This is a genomic window from Pseudomonas sp. MF08817, assembly GCF_059862705.1.
Genome location: NZ_JCBCUY010000018.1, coordinates 13653 through 26319, shown reverse-complemented (window position 1 = coordinate 26319; position 12667 = coordinate 13653). Strand labels below are relative to the sequence as shown.

14 protein-coding genes are annotated in these 12667 nt (G+C 59.5%); 9 read left to right on the top strand and 5 right to left on the bottom strand.

Going from position 1 to position 12667, the window contains the following annotated elements; translation table 11 throughout:
• Positions 1-63: 63 nt before the first annotated feature.
• Together AC19YR_RS13040 and AC19YR_RS13035 are read left to right on the top strand one after the other, a co-directional pair.
• Complete coding sequence (locus AC19YR_RS13040) at positions 64-696, top strand: glutathione S-transferase (RefSeq protein ID WP_095106594.1); 633 nt, start codon at positions 64-66, stop codon at positions 694-696.
• Positions 693-1637, top strand: a complete 945-nt coding sequence (locus AC19YR_RS13035; protein ID WP_500598738.1) for a Nudix family hydrolase — start codon at positions 693-695, stop codon at positions 1635-1637. The genes AC19YR_RS13040 and AC19YR_RS13035 overlap by 4 nt, the downstream gene beginning before the upstream one ends.
• Before the next feature lie 21 nt (positions 1638-1658).
• Here the strand turns inward: AC19YR_RS13035 and AC19YR_RS13030 are convergent, their stop codons facing one another.
• The 3 genes from AC19YR_RS13030 to AC19YR_RS13020 are packed head-to-tail and all read right to left on the bottom strand — an operon-like array spanning position 1659 to position 5242.
• Positions 1659-2240: a cob(I)yrinic acid a,c-diamide adenosyltransferase gene (locus tag AC19YR_RS13030; protein WP_095106598.1), complete on the bottom strand. Its 582-nt coding sequence runs from the start codon at positions 2238-2240 to the stop codon at positions 1659-1661.
• Between the two features lie 2 nt (positions 2241-2242).
• Positions 2243-4279 carry a sensor histidine kinase gene (locus AC19YR_RS13025; RefSeq protein ID WP_500598737.1) on the bottom strand — a complete coding sequence of 679 codons (2037 nt, stop codon included), beginning with the start codon at positions 4277-4279 and terminating at the stop codon, positions 2243-2245.
• A 45-nt stretch (positions 4280-4324) separates the two neighbouring features.
• A complete protein-coding gene (locus AC19YR_RS13020; RefSeq protein WP_500598736.1) occupies positions 4325-5242 on the bottom strand; it encodes a putative 2-dehydropantoate 2-reductase in 918 nt (305 codons plus the stop codon).
• Positions 5243-5386: 144 nt separating this feature from the next.
• Between AC19YR_RS13020 and AC19YR_RS13015 the strand changes: the two genes are divergently transcribed.
• Both AC19YR_RS13015 and AC19YR_RS13010 read left to right on the top strand, forming a co-directional pair.
• Complete coding sequence (locus AC19YR_RS13015) at positions 5387-5872, top strand: YajQ family cyclic di-GMP-binding protein (RefSeq protein ID WP_095106604.1); 486 nt, start codon at positions 5387-5389, stop codon at positions 5870-5872.
• A 134-nt stretch (positions 5873-6006) separates the two neighbouring features.
• On the top strand, positions 6007-6849 hold the full coding sequence (locus AC19YR_RS13010) for a mechanosensitive ion channel family protein (protein WP_095106606.1): 843 nt from the start codon (positions 6007-6009) through the stop codon (positions 6847-6849).
• A 280-nt stretch (positions 6850-7129) separates the two neighbouring features.
• Here AC19YR_RS13010 and AC19YR_RS13005 read toward each other — a convergent pair whose 3' ends face one another.
• Positions 7130-8443 (bottom strand): OprD family porin, encoded by a 1314-nt coding sequence (locus AC19YR_RS13005; protein WP_095106608.1) that lies wholly within the window; start codon positions 8441-8443, stop codon positions 7130-7132.
• Between the two features lie 914 nt (positions 8444-9357).
• Here AC19YR_RS13005 and AC19YR_RS13000 point away from each other — a divergent pair.
• Positions 9358-9783 (top strand): HIT family protein, encoded by a 426-nt coding sequence (locus tag AC19YR_RS13000; RefSeq protein ID WP_500598733.1) that lies wholly within the window; start codon positions 9358-9360, stop codon positions 9781-9783.
• Between the two features lie 3 nt (positions 9784-9786).
• On the top strand, positions 9787-9993 hold the full coding sequence (locus AC19YR_RS12995) for a SlyX family protein (protein ID WP_095106612.1): 207 nt from the start codon (positions 9787-9789) through the stop codon (positions 9991-9993).
• Between the two features lie 66 nt (positions 9994-10059).
• Here AC19YR_RS12995 and AC19YR_RS12990 read toward each other — a convergent pair whose 3' ends face one another.
• Positions 10060-10662 (bottom strand): cold-shock protein, encoded by a 603-nt coding sequence (locus tag AC19YR_RS12990; RefSeq protein WP_500598732.1) that lies wholly within the window; start codon positions 10660-10662, stop codon positions 10060-10062.
• Positions 10663-11064: 402 nt separating this feature from the next.
• Between AC19YR_RS12990 and AC19YR_RS12985 the strand changes: the two genes are divergently transcribed.
• From AC19YR_RS12985 to AC19YR_RS12975, 3 genes are all read left to right on the top strand, one after another.
• Complete coding sequence (locus AC19YR_RS12985; RefSeq protein WP_095106616.1) at positions 11065-11535, top strand: Dps family protein; 471 nt, start codon at positions 11065-11067, stop codon at positions 11533-11535.
• A gap of 287 nt (positions 11536-11822) precedes the next feature.
• On the top strand, positions 11823-12188 hold the full coding sequence (locus AC19YR_RS12980; protein WP_095106618.1) for a ribbon-helix-helix domain-containing protein: 366 nt from the start codon (positions 11823-11825) through the stop codon (positions 12186-12188).
• A gap of 178 nt (positions 12189-12366) precedes the next feature.
• Positions 12367-12588, top strand: a complete 222-nt coding sequence (locus AC19YR_RS12975) for an FmdB family zinc ribbon protein (protein ID WP_095106620.1) — start codon at positions 12367-12369, stop codon at positions 12586-12588.
• Positions 12589-12667 lie beyond the last annotated feature (79 nt).

The window sequence follows — 12667 nt, the reverse complement described above, 5'->3', positions numbered from 1 at the left end:
TGCGTGGGGGAGGGCCTGCTCTCTCCCACGGTTACCGCACCTTTTTATCTGGAGGTCCCGACCATGAGCCTGCACCTGATAATCGGCGACAAACTGTATTCATCCTGGTCCCTGCGCGCGGCCCTGGCCCTTGAGCTGGCGGGCGCGGCTTACAGTGAAGAGCGGGTCAAACTCAACCAGCCCGACACCCGCGAGCGTCTGCTCAAGTTCTCGGCCACCGCCAAGGTGCCGTTGCTGCAAACCGAGCACGGTGTGGTTGCCGACTCCCTGGCCATTGCCGAATACCTCAACGAAAGCTTTCCCCAGGCCCAACTCTGGCCAGCGGACAAGGCTGCCCGGGCCCAGGCCCGTTCGGCTTGCGCACAGATGCACAGTGGCTTTTTCGGCCTGCGCGCCAATTTGCCCTTTGACCTGAGCCGCAACGCGCCGTTGGTGCCGATGCCCGCCGAGGCTCAGGCCGATATCGAGCGCATGGCGGCGCTGTGGGCCGAGTGCCGGGCCCAATCCACCGAGGTCGGGCCATTCCTGTTTGGCGGCGCTACCTTGGCCGATGCCTTTTTCGCCCCTGTCGCCGTGCGCCTGCGCACCTATCAGGTGCCGCTGTCGGCAGCGGACGCGGCTTATGTCGAAACGATTTACCAGTGGCCGGCCTTTATGGCCTGGCACAAGGCTGGGTTGGAGGAAGTGGTACGGTGAAACGCGTTCATGTAGCGGCGGCGGTCATTCGTGATAGCGCCGGCAAAATCCTCATCGCCCGGCGTGCTGACACTCAGCACCAGGGCGGTTTGTGGGAGTTTCCTGGCGGTAAGGTCGAGGACGGCGAAGCGGTTGAGGCGGCCTTGGGCCGTGAGTTGCAAGAGGAGCTGGGCATCCAGGTCACGGCGGCGCGCCCTTTGATTAAGGTGCGCCACGATTACCCGGACAAACAGGTGCTGTTGGATGTCTGGGAAGTGTCCGGTTTTACCGGCGAGCCCCATGGCGCCGAAGGCCAGCCATTGGCCTGGGTGTCGGCGCGGGAGCTGGCGGGCTACGAATTTCCGGCAGCCAATCAGCCCATCGTTGCCGCCGCACGTCTGCCCAGCGAATACCTGATTACCCCCGAAGGCCTGGAAACACCGGCGCTGTTGCGTGGCATGCAAAAAGCCATCGCCAACGGCACACGCCTGTTGCAACTGCGCGCACCCAACGGCTACGACCCGCAATATCGCGACCTGGCGGTGGACGCCGTGGGTCTGTGCGCGGGCAAAGCGCAGTTGATGCTCAAGGGGCCGTTCGAGTGGTTGGGGGATTTTCCGTCGGCGGGTTGGCACATCACCGCTGCACAATTGCGCAAATATGCGGACAAGGGCCGCCCGCTGCCGGCTTCGCGCTGGTTGGCGGCGTCCTGCCATAACGCTGAGGAGCTGTCCCTGGCCGAGCGCATGGGCGTGGATTTCGTCACCCTGTCGCCCGTGCAACCGACCCAGACCCATCCCGATGCCGAGCCCCTGGGTTGGGAGCAGGCGCGGCAACTGATCGCCCACTTCAGTAAACCGGTGTTTCTGCTCGGCGGTGTCGGCCCGGATCAGCGGCAACAGGCCTGGGACGCGGGTGCGCAGGGTGTGGCGGGGATTCGGGCGTTTTGGCCGCAGGCTTGAGGGCGCCCTGACAGGCGCCGCTTAACCCTGCGGCTTACTCGCCGCTGCCCACAGTACTTCCGCCACCCCTTGGCGCTTGGCCACCAGGCGCGCGGCAACGAACAGCAAATCCGATAGCCGATTGATATACGCCAACCCCACGCCTTGCAGCGGTTCCACCGCGTTGAGCTGTTGGCAGCGGCGTTCGGCGCTGCGGGCCAGGCTGCGGCAGACGTGGGCCTGGGCGATCAGCAGCGAGCCGCCGGGCAGGATGAAATTCTCCAGGGGGCCCAGTTCCTCGTTCCAGCGGTCAATCGCGCTTTCGAGCTGTTCGATCTGCTCACTGTTGAGCGCCTGGTAGACCGGCATCGCCAACTCACCACCGAGGTCGAACAAACGATGCTGGCAGGGCGCCAGAACCTCAATGATCTCCTCCAGCCCGGGGCAAGCCAGGCTGGCCTCGGCCAACCCTGCCAGCAACACACCGAGTTGGCTGTTAAGGGTGTCCACTTCGCCAATGGCTTCGATGCGCGGGTGGTCCTTGGGCACGCGCCGCCCGTCACCCAGGCCGGTTTCGCCTTTGTCGCCGGTGCGGGTGTAAATCTTCGACAGGCGAAAGCCCATAGCTAACTCTCCAATACATTCTGTAGCGCGGTGACGGGCGGGCTACTCGCCAGGGGCAGGCGCAGGGTGAAGCAGGTGCCCTGGCCGAGGGTTGATTGCACTTCCATCTGGCCCTTGTGATTGTTGGTGATGATGAAATAGGACACCGACAGGCCAAGGCCGGTGCCCTGGCCGATTTCCTTGGTGGTGAAGAAGGGCTCGAAGGTGCGTTTGCGCACGTGTTCGCTCATGCCGATGCCGTTGTCCTCGACCTGGATTTCCGCCCACGGCGGGTTCAGGCGCGTGCGCAGGATGATCCGCCCCGGTTCGCAGGGGCCTTCGCGCAGGTGAATGGCCTGGGCGGCGTTTTTCAACAGGTTGAGCAGCACTTGCTCCAACTCGTTGGCGGTGCCGGGCACGGGTTCCAGCGCCGGGTCGAACTGGCGTGTGATGGCCTGGCCCTTGAAGTCGAAGCCGATGGCTAGGTCAAAGTCATTGCTGGCGATTTCCACGGCTTGATCGATCAGCGCCGGCAGGTCGCACGGCGCCATCTGCCGGTTGCTACGGCGGCTGAAGCTGAGCATGTGGGTGACGATTTTTGCCGCACGGGCGCCGGCCTGCTGGATGCCATCGAGCAGTTGCGGCACTTCGCGGCTGTGCAGGTAGCGGTTGACGGTATCGAGCTCAACTCCCACTTGCTCGGCGTGTTCGAGGTTCTTCGGCAACTCGGGTGACAACCTGCGGCGGATGTTCTGCACGTTGTGCAGGATCGCCCCCAGGGGGTTGTTGATCTCGTGGGCCATGCCGGCCGCGAGGCCACCGACCGAGAGCATTTTTTCCGATTGCACCATCATTTCTTCCAGGGACAGGCGCTGGGTGATGTCGTCGATGCGGATCACCACCCCGCGCCCGGCACCGCCCATCAGCGGGTAGAAGGTCAGGGCGTAGTGCCGCGCCTCGTCGTCCTTGAACCAAGTCACGCGTTCGACCTTGGTCACGGTGTGTTCTTCGACGGTTTCCTTGAGTTGCGCCAGGAACGGTTTGAGCGGTTCGAAGGCGAGGAATATCGGCTGGTTCAGCGCTTCGTCCAGGCGCGTGCCGGAGAGGGCACTGGCCTCCTGGTTCCACTGGGTGACGTAGAGCTGTTCATCGAGGGCGATCAGGGCCGAGGGCATGGAGTCGATGATGCTGTTGAGGTAGTTCTGGAAACCGGTGAGTTTCTTCTCGATCTTGCTGCGCACCTGGACTTCCAGCTCCAGCTTGCGGTTGGTATGGCGGGTTTCTTCGGCCAGGCCCTGGGCCTGGTCGTAGGCGGCTTGGGAGTCGTCGCGGGCGCGTTTGAGTTGCTGCTCCCGGGCTTCGATGCGCGAGAGCATGGTGTTGAAGGCTTCGGCCAGGCTGCCGATTTCGTCGTGGTTGCCTCGTGATGCGCGCAGGGCGTAGTTCTCTTCCCGAGTGACCTGGCGCGACAACTCTTCGAGCTGGTGGATGGGCCGGGTAATCAGGCGTTTGATCTGCCGCGCGATAACCAGCCAGAGCAGGACGCTGAAGATCAGGATCCCCAGGCTGGCCGTCAAGGTGCCGGTATAGAAGGCCATGGGCAGTTCGCTGCTGGCCACCAGCAACAGATGGCCTGGCGCTTGGCCGGCCCGGGGCAGGGCGATGACTTGGTTGCTGCGAAACTCGGTGACCTGCCAGGCCTCGATATGCCGATAGTGCATGGGCAGGTCGAGGTTTTCGCCGTGCTGCAACTGGGCCAGGCGCTTGCCGGTGCTGTCGTAGAGCGCTGCGGCCCGCAATGGCGTATAGCTGTTGAGTTCGTCGAGCAACAGCCGGGCGTTGTGTGGCGAATCCAGGGCCTGGGCCGCGAGGCTCGGGTTGGACACCAACCGGCCGATGGTCTGCAGGGCCTGGGGCGCCATGCTCTCCTGGGAGATCCAATAGGCGGCGCTGATAAAGGTCAGGTTGGCCACCAGCAACACAGTGGTCAGTAGCACCAGCAGGGCGGCGAGCAGTTTCTGGCCGACCGGCAGGTTTTCAAGGCGCTGGCGCAAAGGCATCGGGGTCGTCGCGAAAGGGGAATAGGCAGGCAGCGTAGCCGCTGCTCAGTCTGTGGGCAATCCGCCCGTGGCCAGGTGCGCGATGAGGCGCTGTTGCAATTGCTCGAGGTGGGGCAGGTTGAGCTGATGGCGCGTTGCTGCCGCGCAGGCGTAGCCGAGCAAGTAGCTGATTTCGGTGCGGCGCTGGTGGGCGACATCCTGGTACATCGACGAGTAGTTGGCGGCCGTGGCCTGGATTACCCGCTCCACTTCTGCGGGCAGGTCCAGCGCGGCGGCGGGTTGGCCGCAATGTTCGAGCAACTCGCCCAGCTCGGCACAGAGGGTGGCCACTTCACAGTGGTGGGCCAGCAGGCCACCGTTGCGGCAACCGTGCAGTACCGTCAGCGGGTTGATCGCGCAGTTGAGGGCCAGTTTGCGCCACAGGCGTGTGAGGATGTCGGCGCTCCACTCATGGGGGATGCCGGCCGCGCTCAGATCCTCCAACCACTGCGGCGCCAGCGGTTGGCGCACGTCCCCCAGCCAGGTGAAGCCGTGGCCGGCGAACACCACGCGCCAGTCGCCGTCGCGAAAGGCACCTTCGGTGCTGGACGCAAAAATACACCGCGCCCCAGGCACCCGCGCGGCCACGGCGTCCTGGCTGCCGAGGCCGTTCTGCAGCAGGATCACCTGGGCGCCAGGCGCGAGGCGGTGGGCTATTTGTGCGACAGCGGGTTCGGCGTCGTAGGCTTTGCACGCTACCAGGAGGAGGTGGATGGGTTCGCCGGTGTCAGGCGTTTCGCCGGTAATGGCGTGGAAACTGGCATCACCTTGCTCCACCAGGGTCAAGCCGCCTACGGCCTGGTAGGCCGCAAGGCGCGCAGCGTTGCGCAGGATCAACCGCACGGGCAGACCGGCGCGGGCCAGCCGTGTGGCCCAGAGGGTGCCCAGGCTGCCAGCGCCGAGAACGTGCCAAGGAGTGGCCATCAGCTTTTTGCTCGGTGGGGCAGGTGCATGTCAGGCTCGCAGCTTCGCAGGGGAAAGACCCGTTATAATCAGCGCGGATTTTAACCGCAAGCCGGGCGTGCTCCGTTTTCATCGAGCCACGCCCCTTTTTATTGGAGAAATGATATGCCGTCGTTCGACGTGGTATCGGAACTGGACAAACACGAACTCACCAACGCGGTGGAAAACGCCGTCAAAGAGCTCGACCGTCGCTATGACCTTAAAGGCAAGGGCAGCTTCGAGTTCAAGGAAAAAGACCTGACGGTCAACCTGACCGCTGAAGCGGATTTCCAGCTTGAAGCCATGATCGAGATCCTCAAGCTGGCCCTGGTCAAGCGCAAGATCGACGTGCAGTGCCTGGAGGTCAAGGACGCCTACGCTTCGGGCAAGGTCGTCAAGCAGGAAGCCGTGCTCAAGGAAGGCATCGACAAGGAGCTGGCGAAGAAAATCGTCGCCCACGTCAAAGACGCCAAGCTCAAGGTGCAGGCCGCCATCCAAGGCGAGCAGGTGCGCATCACCGGCAAAAAACGCGATGACCTGCAAGAGGCCATCGCCGCGCTGCGGGCCAAGGAATTCGGCATGCCGTTGCAGTTCAACAACTTCCGCGACTGATCCATGGGGTGGGAACCTCTCGGCGTTTTCGGCGTCCGAGGCCCCAGTAACGGCAGAAACCACCGGGCCAGCAGTGCCTGGGGTTTCTGCCGCTTGGTTTTGCGTGCCGGGAAGCCGGAAATAAGGAGAGTCAGATGGACTTAAATGCTGAAGTCGAGAACCTGGTCAAAGCCTCCCAGGCCTGGATCCCGATGATTATGGAATACGGCAGCCGCGTGCTGCTGGCCATCGTCACCCTGGCCATCGGCTGGTGGCTGATTAACAAACTCACCCACAAGGTTGGCCGTTTGCTCGCCCTGCGCAACGCGGACCTGGCGTTGCAGGGCTTCGTCACCAGCCTGGCGAACATCGTGCTCAAGGTCATGCTGATCGTCAGCGTGGCCTCGATGATCGGCGTGGAAACCACCTCGTTCGTCGCCGCCATCGGTGCCGCCACACTGGCCATTGGCCTGGCGTTGCAGGGCAGCCTGGCGAACTTCGCCGGTGGCGTGCTGATCCTGCTGTTTCGCCCATTTCGCATCGGTGACTGGATCGAAGCCCAAGGCACGGCGGGCACGGTGGACAGCATCCAAATCTTCCACACCGTGATTCGTACCGGCGACAACAAAACCGTGATCGTGCCCAACGGCATCCTGTCCAACGGCATCATCACCAACACCAATCGCCAGCCCACGCGCAAAGTGGTGTTCGACGTGGGTGTCGATTACGAGGCCGACCTGCAAAAGGCCCGTGAAGTGCTGCTGGAACTGGCCCGCGACGAACGCGTATTGGCCGACCCGGCGCCGGCGGCCGTGGTGTCTACCTTGGGCGACAGCTCAATCACCGTGTCGCTGCGGGTGTGGGTGAAAACGGCGGATTACTGGGACGTGATGTTCCACTTCAACGAACACTCGCGCGATCGTTTGAAAGCCGCGGGTATCGATATTCCGTTTCCTCAGCGCGTGATTCGCGTGGTTCAGGAATCGACCAACGCATAATACTTGTCTGTTTGGTCAAATATCGGAAGTTAACTCAAGAGGCTTATGGCCTCTTGAGTTTTTTATGCCTATGAAAATCAATGCTTTTATTTTTTGACGCATAACTAATGGGGGCCGTACCCGTGGCTCGGTAACTAGTCGAGCTTAGTTAGTTGGTTAGCTTGCTATTTAGTTGCTGGGGTTGTGCAATACCCAAGCCATAAAAAAGGCGCCCCCCATATTCAGGAGGGCGCCTTCTTAGTTACAGCAGCGTTTAGGGCGCTGTTGAACTACCAAGCGATTACAAGATGCTCAGCGGGTACTCAACGATCAGACGGACGTCGTTGTTGTTGCCGCTGTCACCCAGGGATTCGTTGGCGCGGTAAACCGCACTGCGGAAGCGGAAGGACAGATCCTTGGCCTGGCCTTCTTGCACTACGTATTTGGCTTCGTAGTTCCATTCGTGTTCTTTGCCTTCGCCATTGCCGCCGGTATCGATATTGTCACCGGTCACGTAGCGAGTCATCAGGCTCAGGCCAGGCACGCCGTATTCAGCCATGTTGATGGTGTACGCGGCTTGCCACGAACGCTCATCCTTTTGGTTGAAGTCGGAAATCTGGATGGAGTTGGCCAGGAACACGGTGCCGCCGCCATCTACGCCGTAGTAGTAGCCTGCGTCGCCGCTGGAGCGCTGGTGCGCGATGGTGAACTTATGGGAACCCAGGGTGTAGGCCGCTGCCAGGGACCAGATCTTGTTGTCGACAGCGCCTGCCAGCTCCTGGCCGTCGCCCTTGGTACGGTAACCGTTGAAGTCGAAGTTCAGCGACTGGCTGTCTGCGATTGGCAGGGTGTAGTTCAGGTTGACGTACTGCTTCTTGAAGTAGTCATCAATATCGGAAGCAGCGACGCCGCCTACGAAATTATCGGTGAACTGGTAAGTCGCGCCCGCGATGTTGGCGGCTGTCAGGCCTGGGGAGTGCTTGCCATTGATGCTGTCACGGCCCATGCCGGTTTGCGAACTCATGGCGCTGAAGCGGCCAGCGGACAGCTCCAGGCCTTTGATTTCCTTGCTGGTAATCAAGGTGCCGGTGGCGATCTCTGGCAGCAGGCGGCTGTCATCGGTGGAGAACACGGGGCTTGCAACGACTTGGTTGCCGTATTTGAGGACGGTGTCCGAAAGGCGGAATTTCACAGCACCGCCAGCGCGGGACTGAGTGTCTTCCGGTTGGCCCTCGCCATTGTTGGCGAACAGACCGTTACCCGCACGGCCCGAGCCGCCATCGAGTTTGACCGAGCCGCCGGCAAAGGCATCAACGCCCACGCCGATGGTGCCCTGAGTGAAGCCCGACTCAAAAGTCACCAGTTCGCTCAGGCCGGTGTCCTGACGATAGCCGCTAAGTTTGTTGTTAGGACCGCTGGTGTAGTTGCCGTTAGGCTTGCGAACGTTGCCGTTGCCATTCTTGAAGTCGCGGTTCATGTACTCCATACGAGTCTTTGCGACGAGCGAACTGTCTTCAACAAAGCCTTTGGACTCGTCCTGGGAGGACGCGATTGCGAACTGCGAGGTGCCTGCTGAAACAGCCAGTGCGATCATGCTCCACTTCATCACGCGCATCGTGATTTGCTCCTTTGGTTTTTAGAAGAGTGTTGCCGCTCCACCTGTTTTATTATCTGGGCGGCTCTTTCTTTTTGTGTCGGCGCAAACTTATATCACGCTGACAATGTTGGCGATACTTGCGCCTCTATCCTTTCGGCATCTTTACGACCATGTCGCAAATGGCTCGATAGGTGTCGCAAATTTAACCTCCTGCTGTCATCGTGCTGACAACTTTCACGCTGCTTTAGAGCCTTTGGCACGGATGAAAAAGACGTTGTGCCAAACCAGCGCGATCACCATGGGCAGCCTTGCCACTCTTGTTATGAGTCTTGAAGAGCACCCTGCTAGGAAGGTCTCTTTTCGACAATGGTGTGGGTGAATGCAACAAGCGTGCACAAATCCGATTTCTGTCGCTGTTTTTTTCTAAATACGCATGCTCCCCTGTAAAGGCCTCATAAAGCCGGGGGTTGAGCGGATTTTTTTGGGGCTTGACGCAGGTTTTTTCCTGGTATTCAGCGTCGGTGGATGAACCCGTTATTTCAAAACGTTACCGGTTCACACCGAACGCTGGGTAGACGGCGGATGCTCGACGCACTAAGAGTAGCCGCGCCGCGCGTTTTTGGTGCGTAGGCGATGAGCGGTCTTTTGCGGGCGGCTCGGGGGAGCGTGCAACGCCGGCAAGGTTACTGCGGGGGATAGTGCTTAATTGAAACCGCCGCCCACCCCGATTGCCCTGAATGGTGCGTCAGCGTAAAAAATGTCCGATTTTGGGGCGTGTGCTGGTAGGGGGGGAGCCTGCCCGGTAACCCTATTGTGCCCTGGCCCGTGAAGGCAGGTGCATTCGCAGGTATGCTGCTGGCCTGCAGCCCGATTTTCCGTGTCAAGGCCGGGAGCCGGGCAGACTTCAGATCAACTGAGCGGGAGTACGCCCAGTGTTTGCTTTAGATGCACGACTTGAACAAGACACCCTCGTTATCGGGGATTTCCCCCTGTCGCGGTTGCTGCTGTCCAATGATTCGACTTACCCATGGTTCATCCTGGTGCCCCGTCGCGACCAGATCAGTGAGTTGTTCGAGCTCGACACTGGCGACCAGCAGCAGCTGTGGCTGGAAACCACAGCGTTGGCGGAGTTACTCAAGGATTTGTTCGACGCCGACAAGATGAATGTGGCGACCCTTGGCAACGTCGTCAGTCAATTGCATATGCACGTTATCGTGCGCAAGCGCGACGATGCCGCCTGGCCGGCGCCGGTTTGGGGCAAACATCCGGCCAAGCCTTATAGTGCAGAACAGGTCGCGGCGATTTGTGCGCGTTTGCGCCCGGTGCTGACTGACAACTTCATCTTCGTGGAGAATTGAGCCATGAGCCTGGAAAACCGAGTGACCGAACTGGAGAGCCGCCTTGCTTTTCAGGATGACACCATCACTGCATTGAATGATGTGCTGGTGGCTCAGCAACGTGTGGTCGACCGTTTGCAACTGCAAATGGCCGCGCTACTCAAACGCCAGGAAGAAATGGTCGGGCAGTTCGAGACCTTCGAGCAGGACGCGCCGCCGCCTCATTATTGAGGGGCTGATCGCCAGGCAATAAAAAACCGCGAGCAGCCTGGCTGCCTCGCGGTTTTTTTTAGCCGATCAGCGGCGCGGCAGGGCAGCGATCACGTCTTCGGCTTGCAGGCCTTTGTCACGGTTCATCACCGAGAACTCAACACGCTGGCCTTCGACCAGGACGCGGTGGCCTTCGCCACGAATGGCGCGAAAGTGCACGAAGATGTCATCACCGGAATCGCGGGAAATGAAGCCAAAACCCTTGGAGGTGTTGAACCACTTCACCGTACCGGTATCGCGGTTGCTCATGTCGTAGCTTTGGGAGGCGGCGACCGGCGATGAGGTATAGAAGCTGATGCCCAAGTGCAGTAGCACCGCCAGCAAAGCGGTCAAGCCGCTGACCAGAATGGCCGGTTGACCGGCGATTACCGGTAATGGCGCGAGCAGGGTGAGGATTTGCAGGACTACGGCAAGGACCAGCAGCGCGCTGACCAGGTTTTGCAACTGATGGCGCGGACCTTTGTTCCAGTAAGGAATGACGGGGGCCAGGACCAGGTTGAGCAGGCCAAAGAACGCCAGGTACAGCGCATCGGGTTGTTGCAGGTAAGGGACGGCTTCGGATCGCAGACTGGGAATAAAGGACAGCAGCAAGGCTGCCGCGCCCGTTAGCAGGTGGACGATTTTCAACATTTTGATTAACTCACGTTAAGACGGATCACAAGGAAGAGCGGATTGCGTACGGTTCGCTTCTGAACAGTGTGAGGCGCTGGACACGTACGCAGATCAGCCTATGCGCGGCGCCCAGGTAGACGGGCGCAACGACACACGGTCTATTTAACAGCAAAGGCTGCACCTACTCAAATCCGGTAACAGCTCACTTTTCCCGCGGTCCAGGGGCTGCGCCCCGATTTTTGCGGGCGAAGGCCTGATCTAGACAGGTGGGGCGGTGAATTGCGCTTGTCTGGCCCTTTGTCGGTTGCCCCTACGCGCGTTGGAGGAGCGGGTGGCAATCAAGCCTGCAAGCCCCCAGGACTCTTGCTAGAGTGGCCTTGCACCTGCTGGATGAGTTCAATCATTTTTTAGGGGATAAACATGGCTATTGATATTGGTATCAGCGAAGAAGATCGCAAATCGATAGTAGAGGGGCTCTCGCGCCTGCTGTCGGATACGTATGTACTTTATTTGAAGACCCATAACTTTCACTGGAACGTTACCGGGCCCATGTTTCGCACGCTGCACTTGATGTTTGAGGAGCAATATAACGAACTGGCCTTGGCCGTCGACGCTATTGCTGAACGTATTCGTGCCTTGGGTTTTCCTGCGCCGGGAGCTTATTCAGTTTATGCGCGGTTGTCTTCCATAAAAGAAGAGGAGGGTGTGCCCAGCGCTGAAGATATGATAAGGCAACTTGTGCAAGGGCAAGAGGCGGTGACACGTACCGCGCGAGGTATCTTTCCTTTACTTGACAAAGTGAGTGATGAGCCTACTGCAGATCTATTAACTCAGCGTATGCAAGTACACGAAAAAACCGCATGGATGCTGCGTTCTCTACTCGATCACTGATTGCGTTTTTGGCGCGAGCGATGCCGTTAGGCAGCGCTCGCGCAAGGCTTTTCTGGGGTTGGGAGTGGCGCTGGGTTGGGCAATCCAATTCGGTGTCTTTGGTTTTAATGTGGTATTCACTTATATTTATAATATTTTAACGGGATATAAATCGCTCCCCTATTGTTGGCTTGTCCTACAGCTGTAGTCATAAAGTCGTCTGGATATAAATATCTGGTTAAGCTTTTATAAGTAACAGATTGTTTATTTTCTGTCGAAATAATACGCGGCAAAGGAGTGTCAAGGTAATGGGGAGAGGGGTAGGTAAAGGTATAAGGGAAATAAGCCGCTTTCAGGATGTAAAGGTTGATCCTTTTGTTCGTGAGTTTGATATGGGGTTGGCTCAACCGTTGTCTCGGTCGGTGCGATTGAACGGCTTTGCAACTTGCCTGCGGCTTGAACAAGTTTACTGGGATATTTTGGCCGATATTGCCAAGGTTAACAGTTGTACCGTGAGTGCGTTGCTTTCCTATGTTGATCGGGAAGTTCACCTGCGCCATGGCGGGGTAAAGAATTTCAGTGGATTGGTGCGGGTCGTGTGCGTAGTTCATAGCTTGAAAGAGGGAGGAGGCTTTCGGTTCAAGGCCGGTCAGGCTGGCAGGCTCGAGGTTTGATCCGGATCGGCGTGTGCGAATGCGCCGGTGATAGCGTTGGGTTGAGGGGGCAGGTGCAGCAGGCGTCCCGCTGTGGGCTGCACAGGCTCGATTTAATGGATATAATCCCGCTCTTTGCTGTGTAGTCCAGGCTCTTGTGCGGGCTCGGGCTGTAGAACGGATTTGCGAGACGTCCCCCATGCCCATGTATGACTATCAATGTGCTTCCTGCGGTCATCAGTTGGAAGCCATCCAGAAGATCAGCGCCGCGCCGCTGGTCGATTGCCCGGCCTGCCAGGCCCCGCAGTTGCAAAGAATGCTATCGATGCCCGGTTTTCGCCTCAGTGGCTCGGGCTGGTACGAGACCGATTTCAAGACCGGTGCCAAGAAGAACCTGGCCGGTGGCGACAAAGCTGACTAAGTTGAACTCCACGCGCGAGGTCTTGCCTCATCGGGCGCCCGGTTCAGGGTGCGGCGGTAGGCGAGAGCTCCAACCGAAT

Excerpts from the sequence above, each read along its gene's own strand:
- AC19YR_RS13040 (WP_095106594.1), top strand. The coding sequence starts at position 64 with ATGAGCCTGCACCTGATAATCGGCGACAAACTGTATTCATCCTGGTCC.
- AC19YR_RS13030 (WP_095106598.1), bottom strand. The coding sequence starts at position 2,240 with ATGGGCTTTCGCCTGTCGAAGATTTACACCCGCACCGGCGACAAAGGC.
- AC19YR_RS13025 (WP_500598737.1), bottom strand. The coding sequence starts at position 4,279 with ATGCCTTTGCGCCAGCGCCTTGAAAACCTGCCGGTCGGCCAGAAACTG.
- AC19YR_RS13020 (WP_500598736.1), bottom strand. The coding sequence starts at position 5,242 with ATGGCCACTCCTTGGCACGTTCTCGGCGCTGGCAGCCTGGGCACCCTC.
- AC19YR_RS13015 (WP_095106604.1), top strand. The coding sequence starts at position 5,387 with ATGCCGTCGTTCGACGTGGTATCGGAACTGGACAAACACGAACTCACC.
- AC19YR_RS13010 (WP_095106606.1), top strand. The coding sequence starts at position 6,007 with ATGGACTTAAATGCTGAAGTCGAGAACCTGGTCAAAGCCTCCCAGGCC.
- AC19YR_RS13005 (WP_095106608.1), bottom strand. The coding sequence starts at position 8,443 with ATGCGCGTGATGAAGTGGAGCATGATCGCACTGGCTGTTTCAGCAGGC.
- AC19YR_RS12995 (WP_095106612.1), top strand. The coding sequence starts at position 9,787 with ATGAGCCTGGAAAACCGAGTGACCGAACTGGAGAGCCGCCTTGCTTTT.
- AC19YR_RS12990 (WP_500598732.1), bottom strand. The coding sequence starts at position 10,662 with ATGTTGAAAATCGTCCACCTGCTAACGGGCGCGGCAGCCTTGCTGCTG.
- AC19YR_RS12985 (WP_095106616.1), top strand. The coding sequence starts at position 11,065 with ATGGCTATTGATATTGGTATCAGCGAAGAAGATCGCAAATCGATAGTA.
- AC19YR_RS12980 (WP_095106618.1), top strand. The coding sequence starts at position 11,823 with ATGGGGAGAGGGGTAGGTAAAGGTATAAGGGAAATAAGCCGCTTTCAG.
- AC19YR_RS12975 (WP_095106620.1), top strand. The coding sequence starts at position 12,367 with ATGCCCATGTATGACTATCAATGTGCTTCCTGCGGTCATCAGTTGGAA.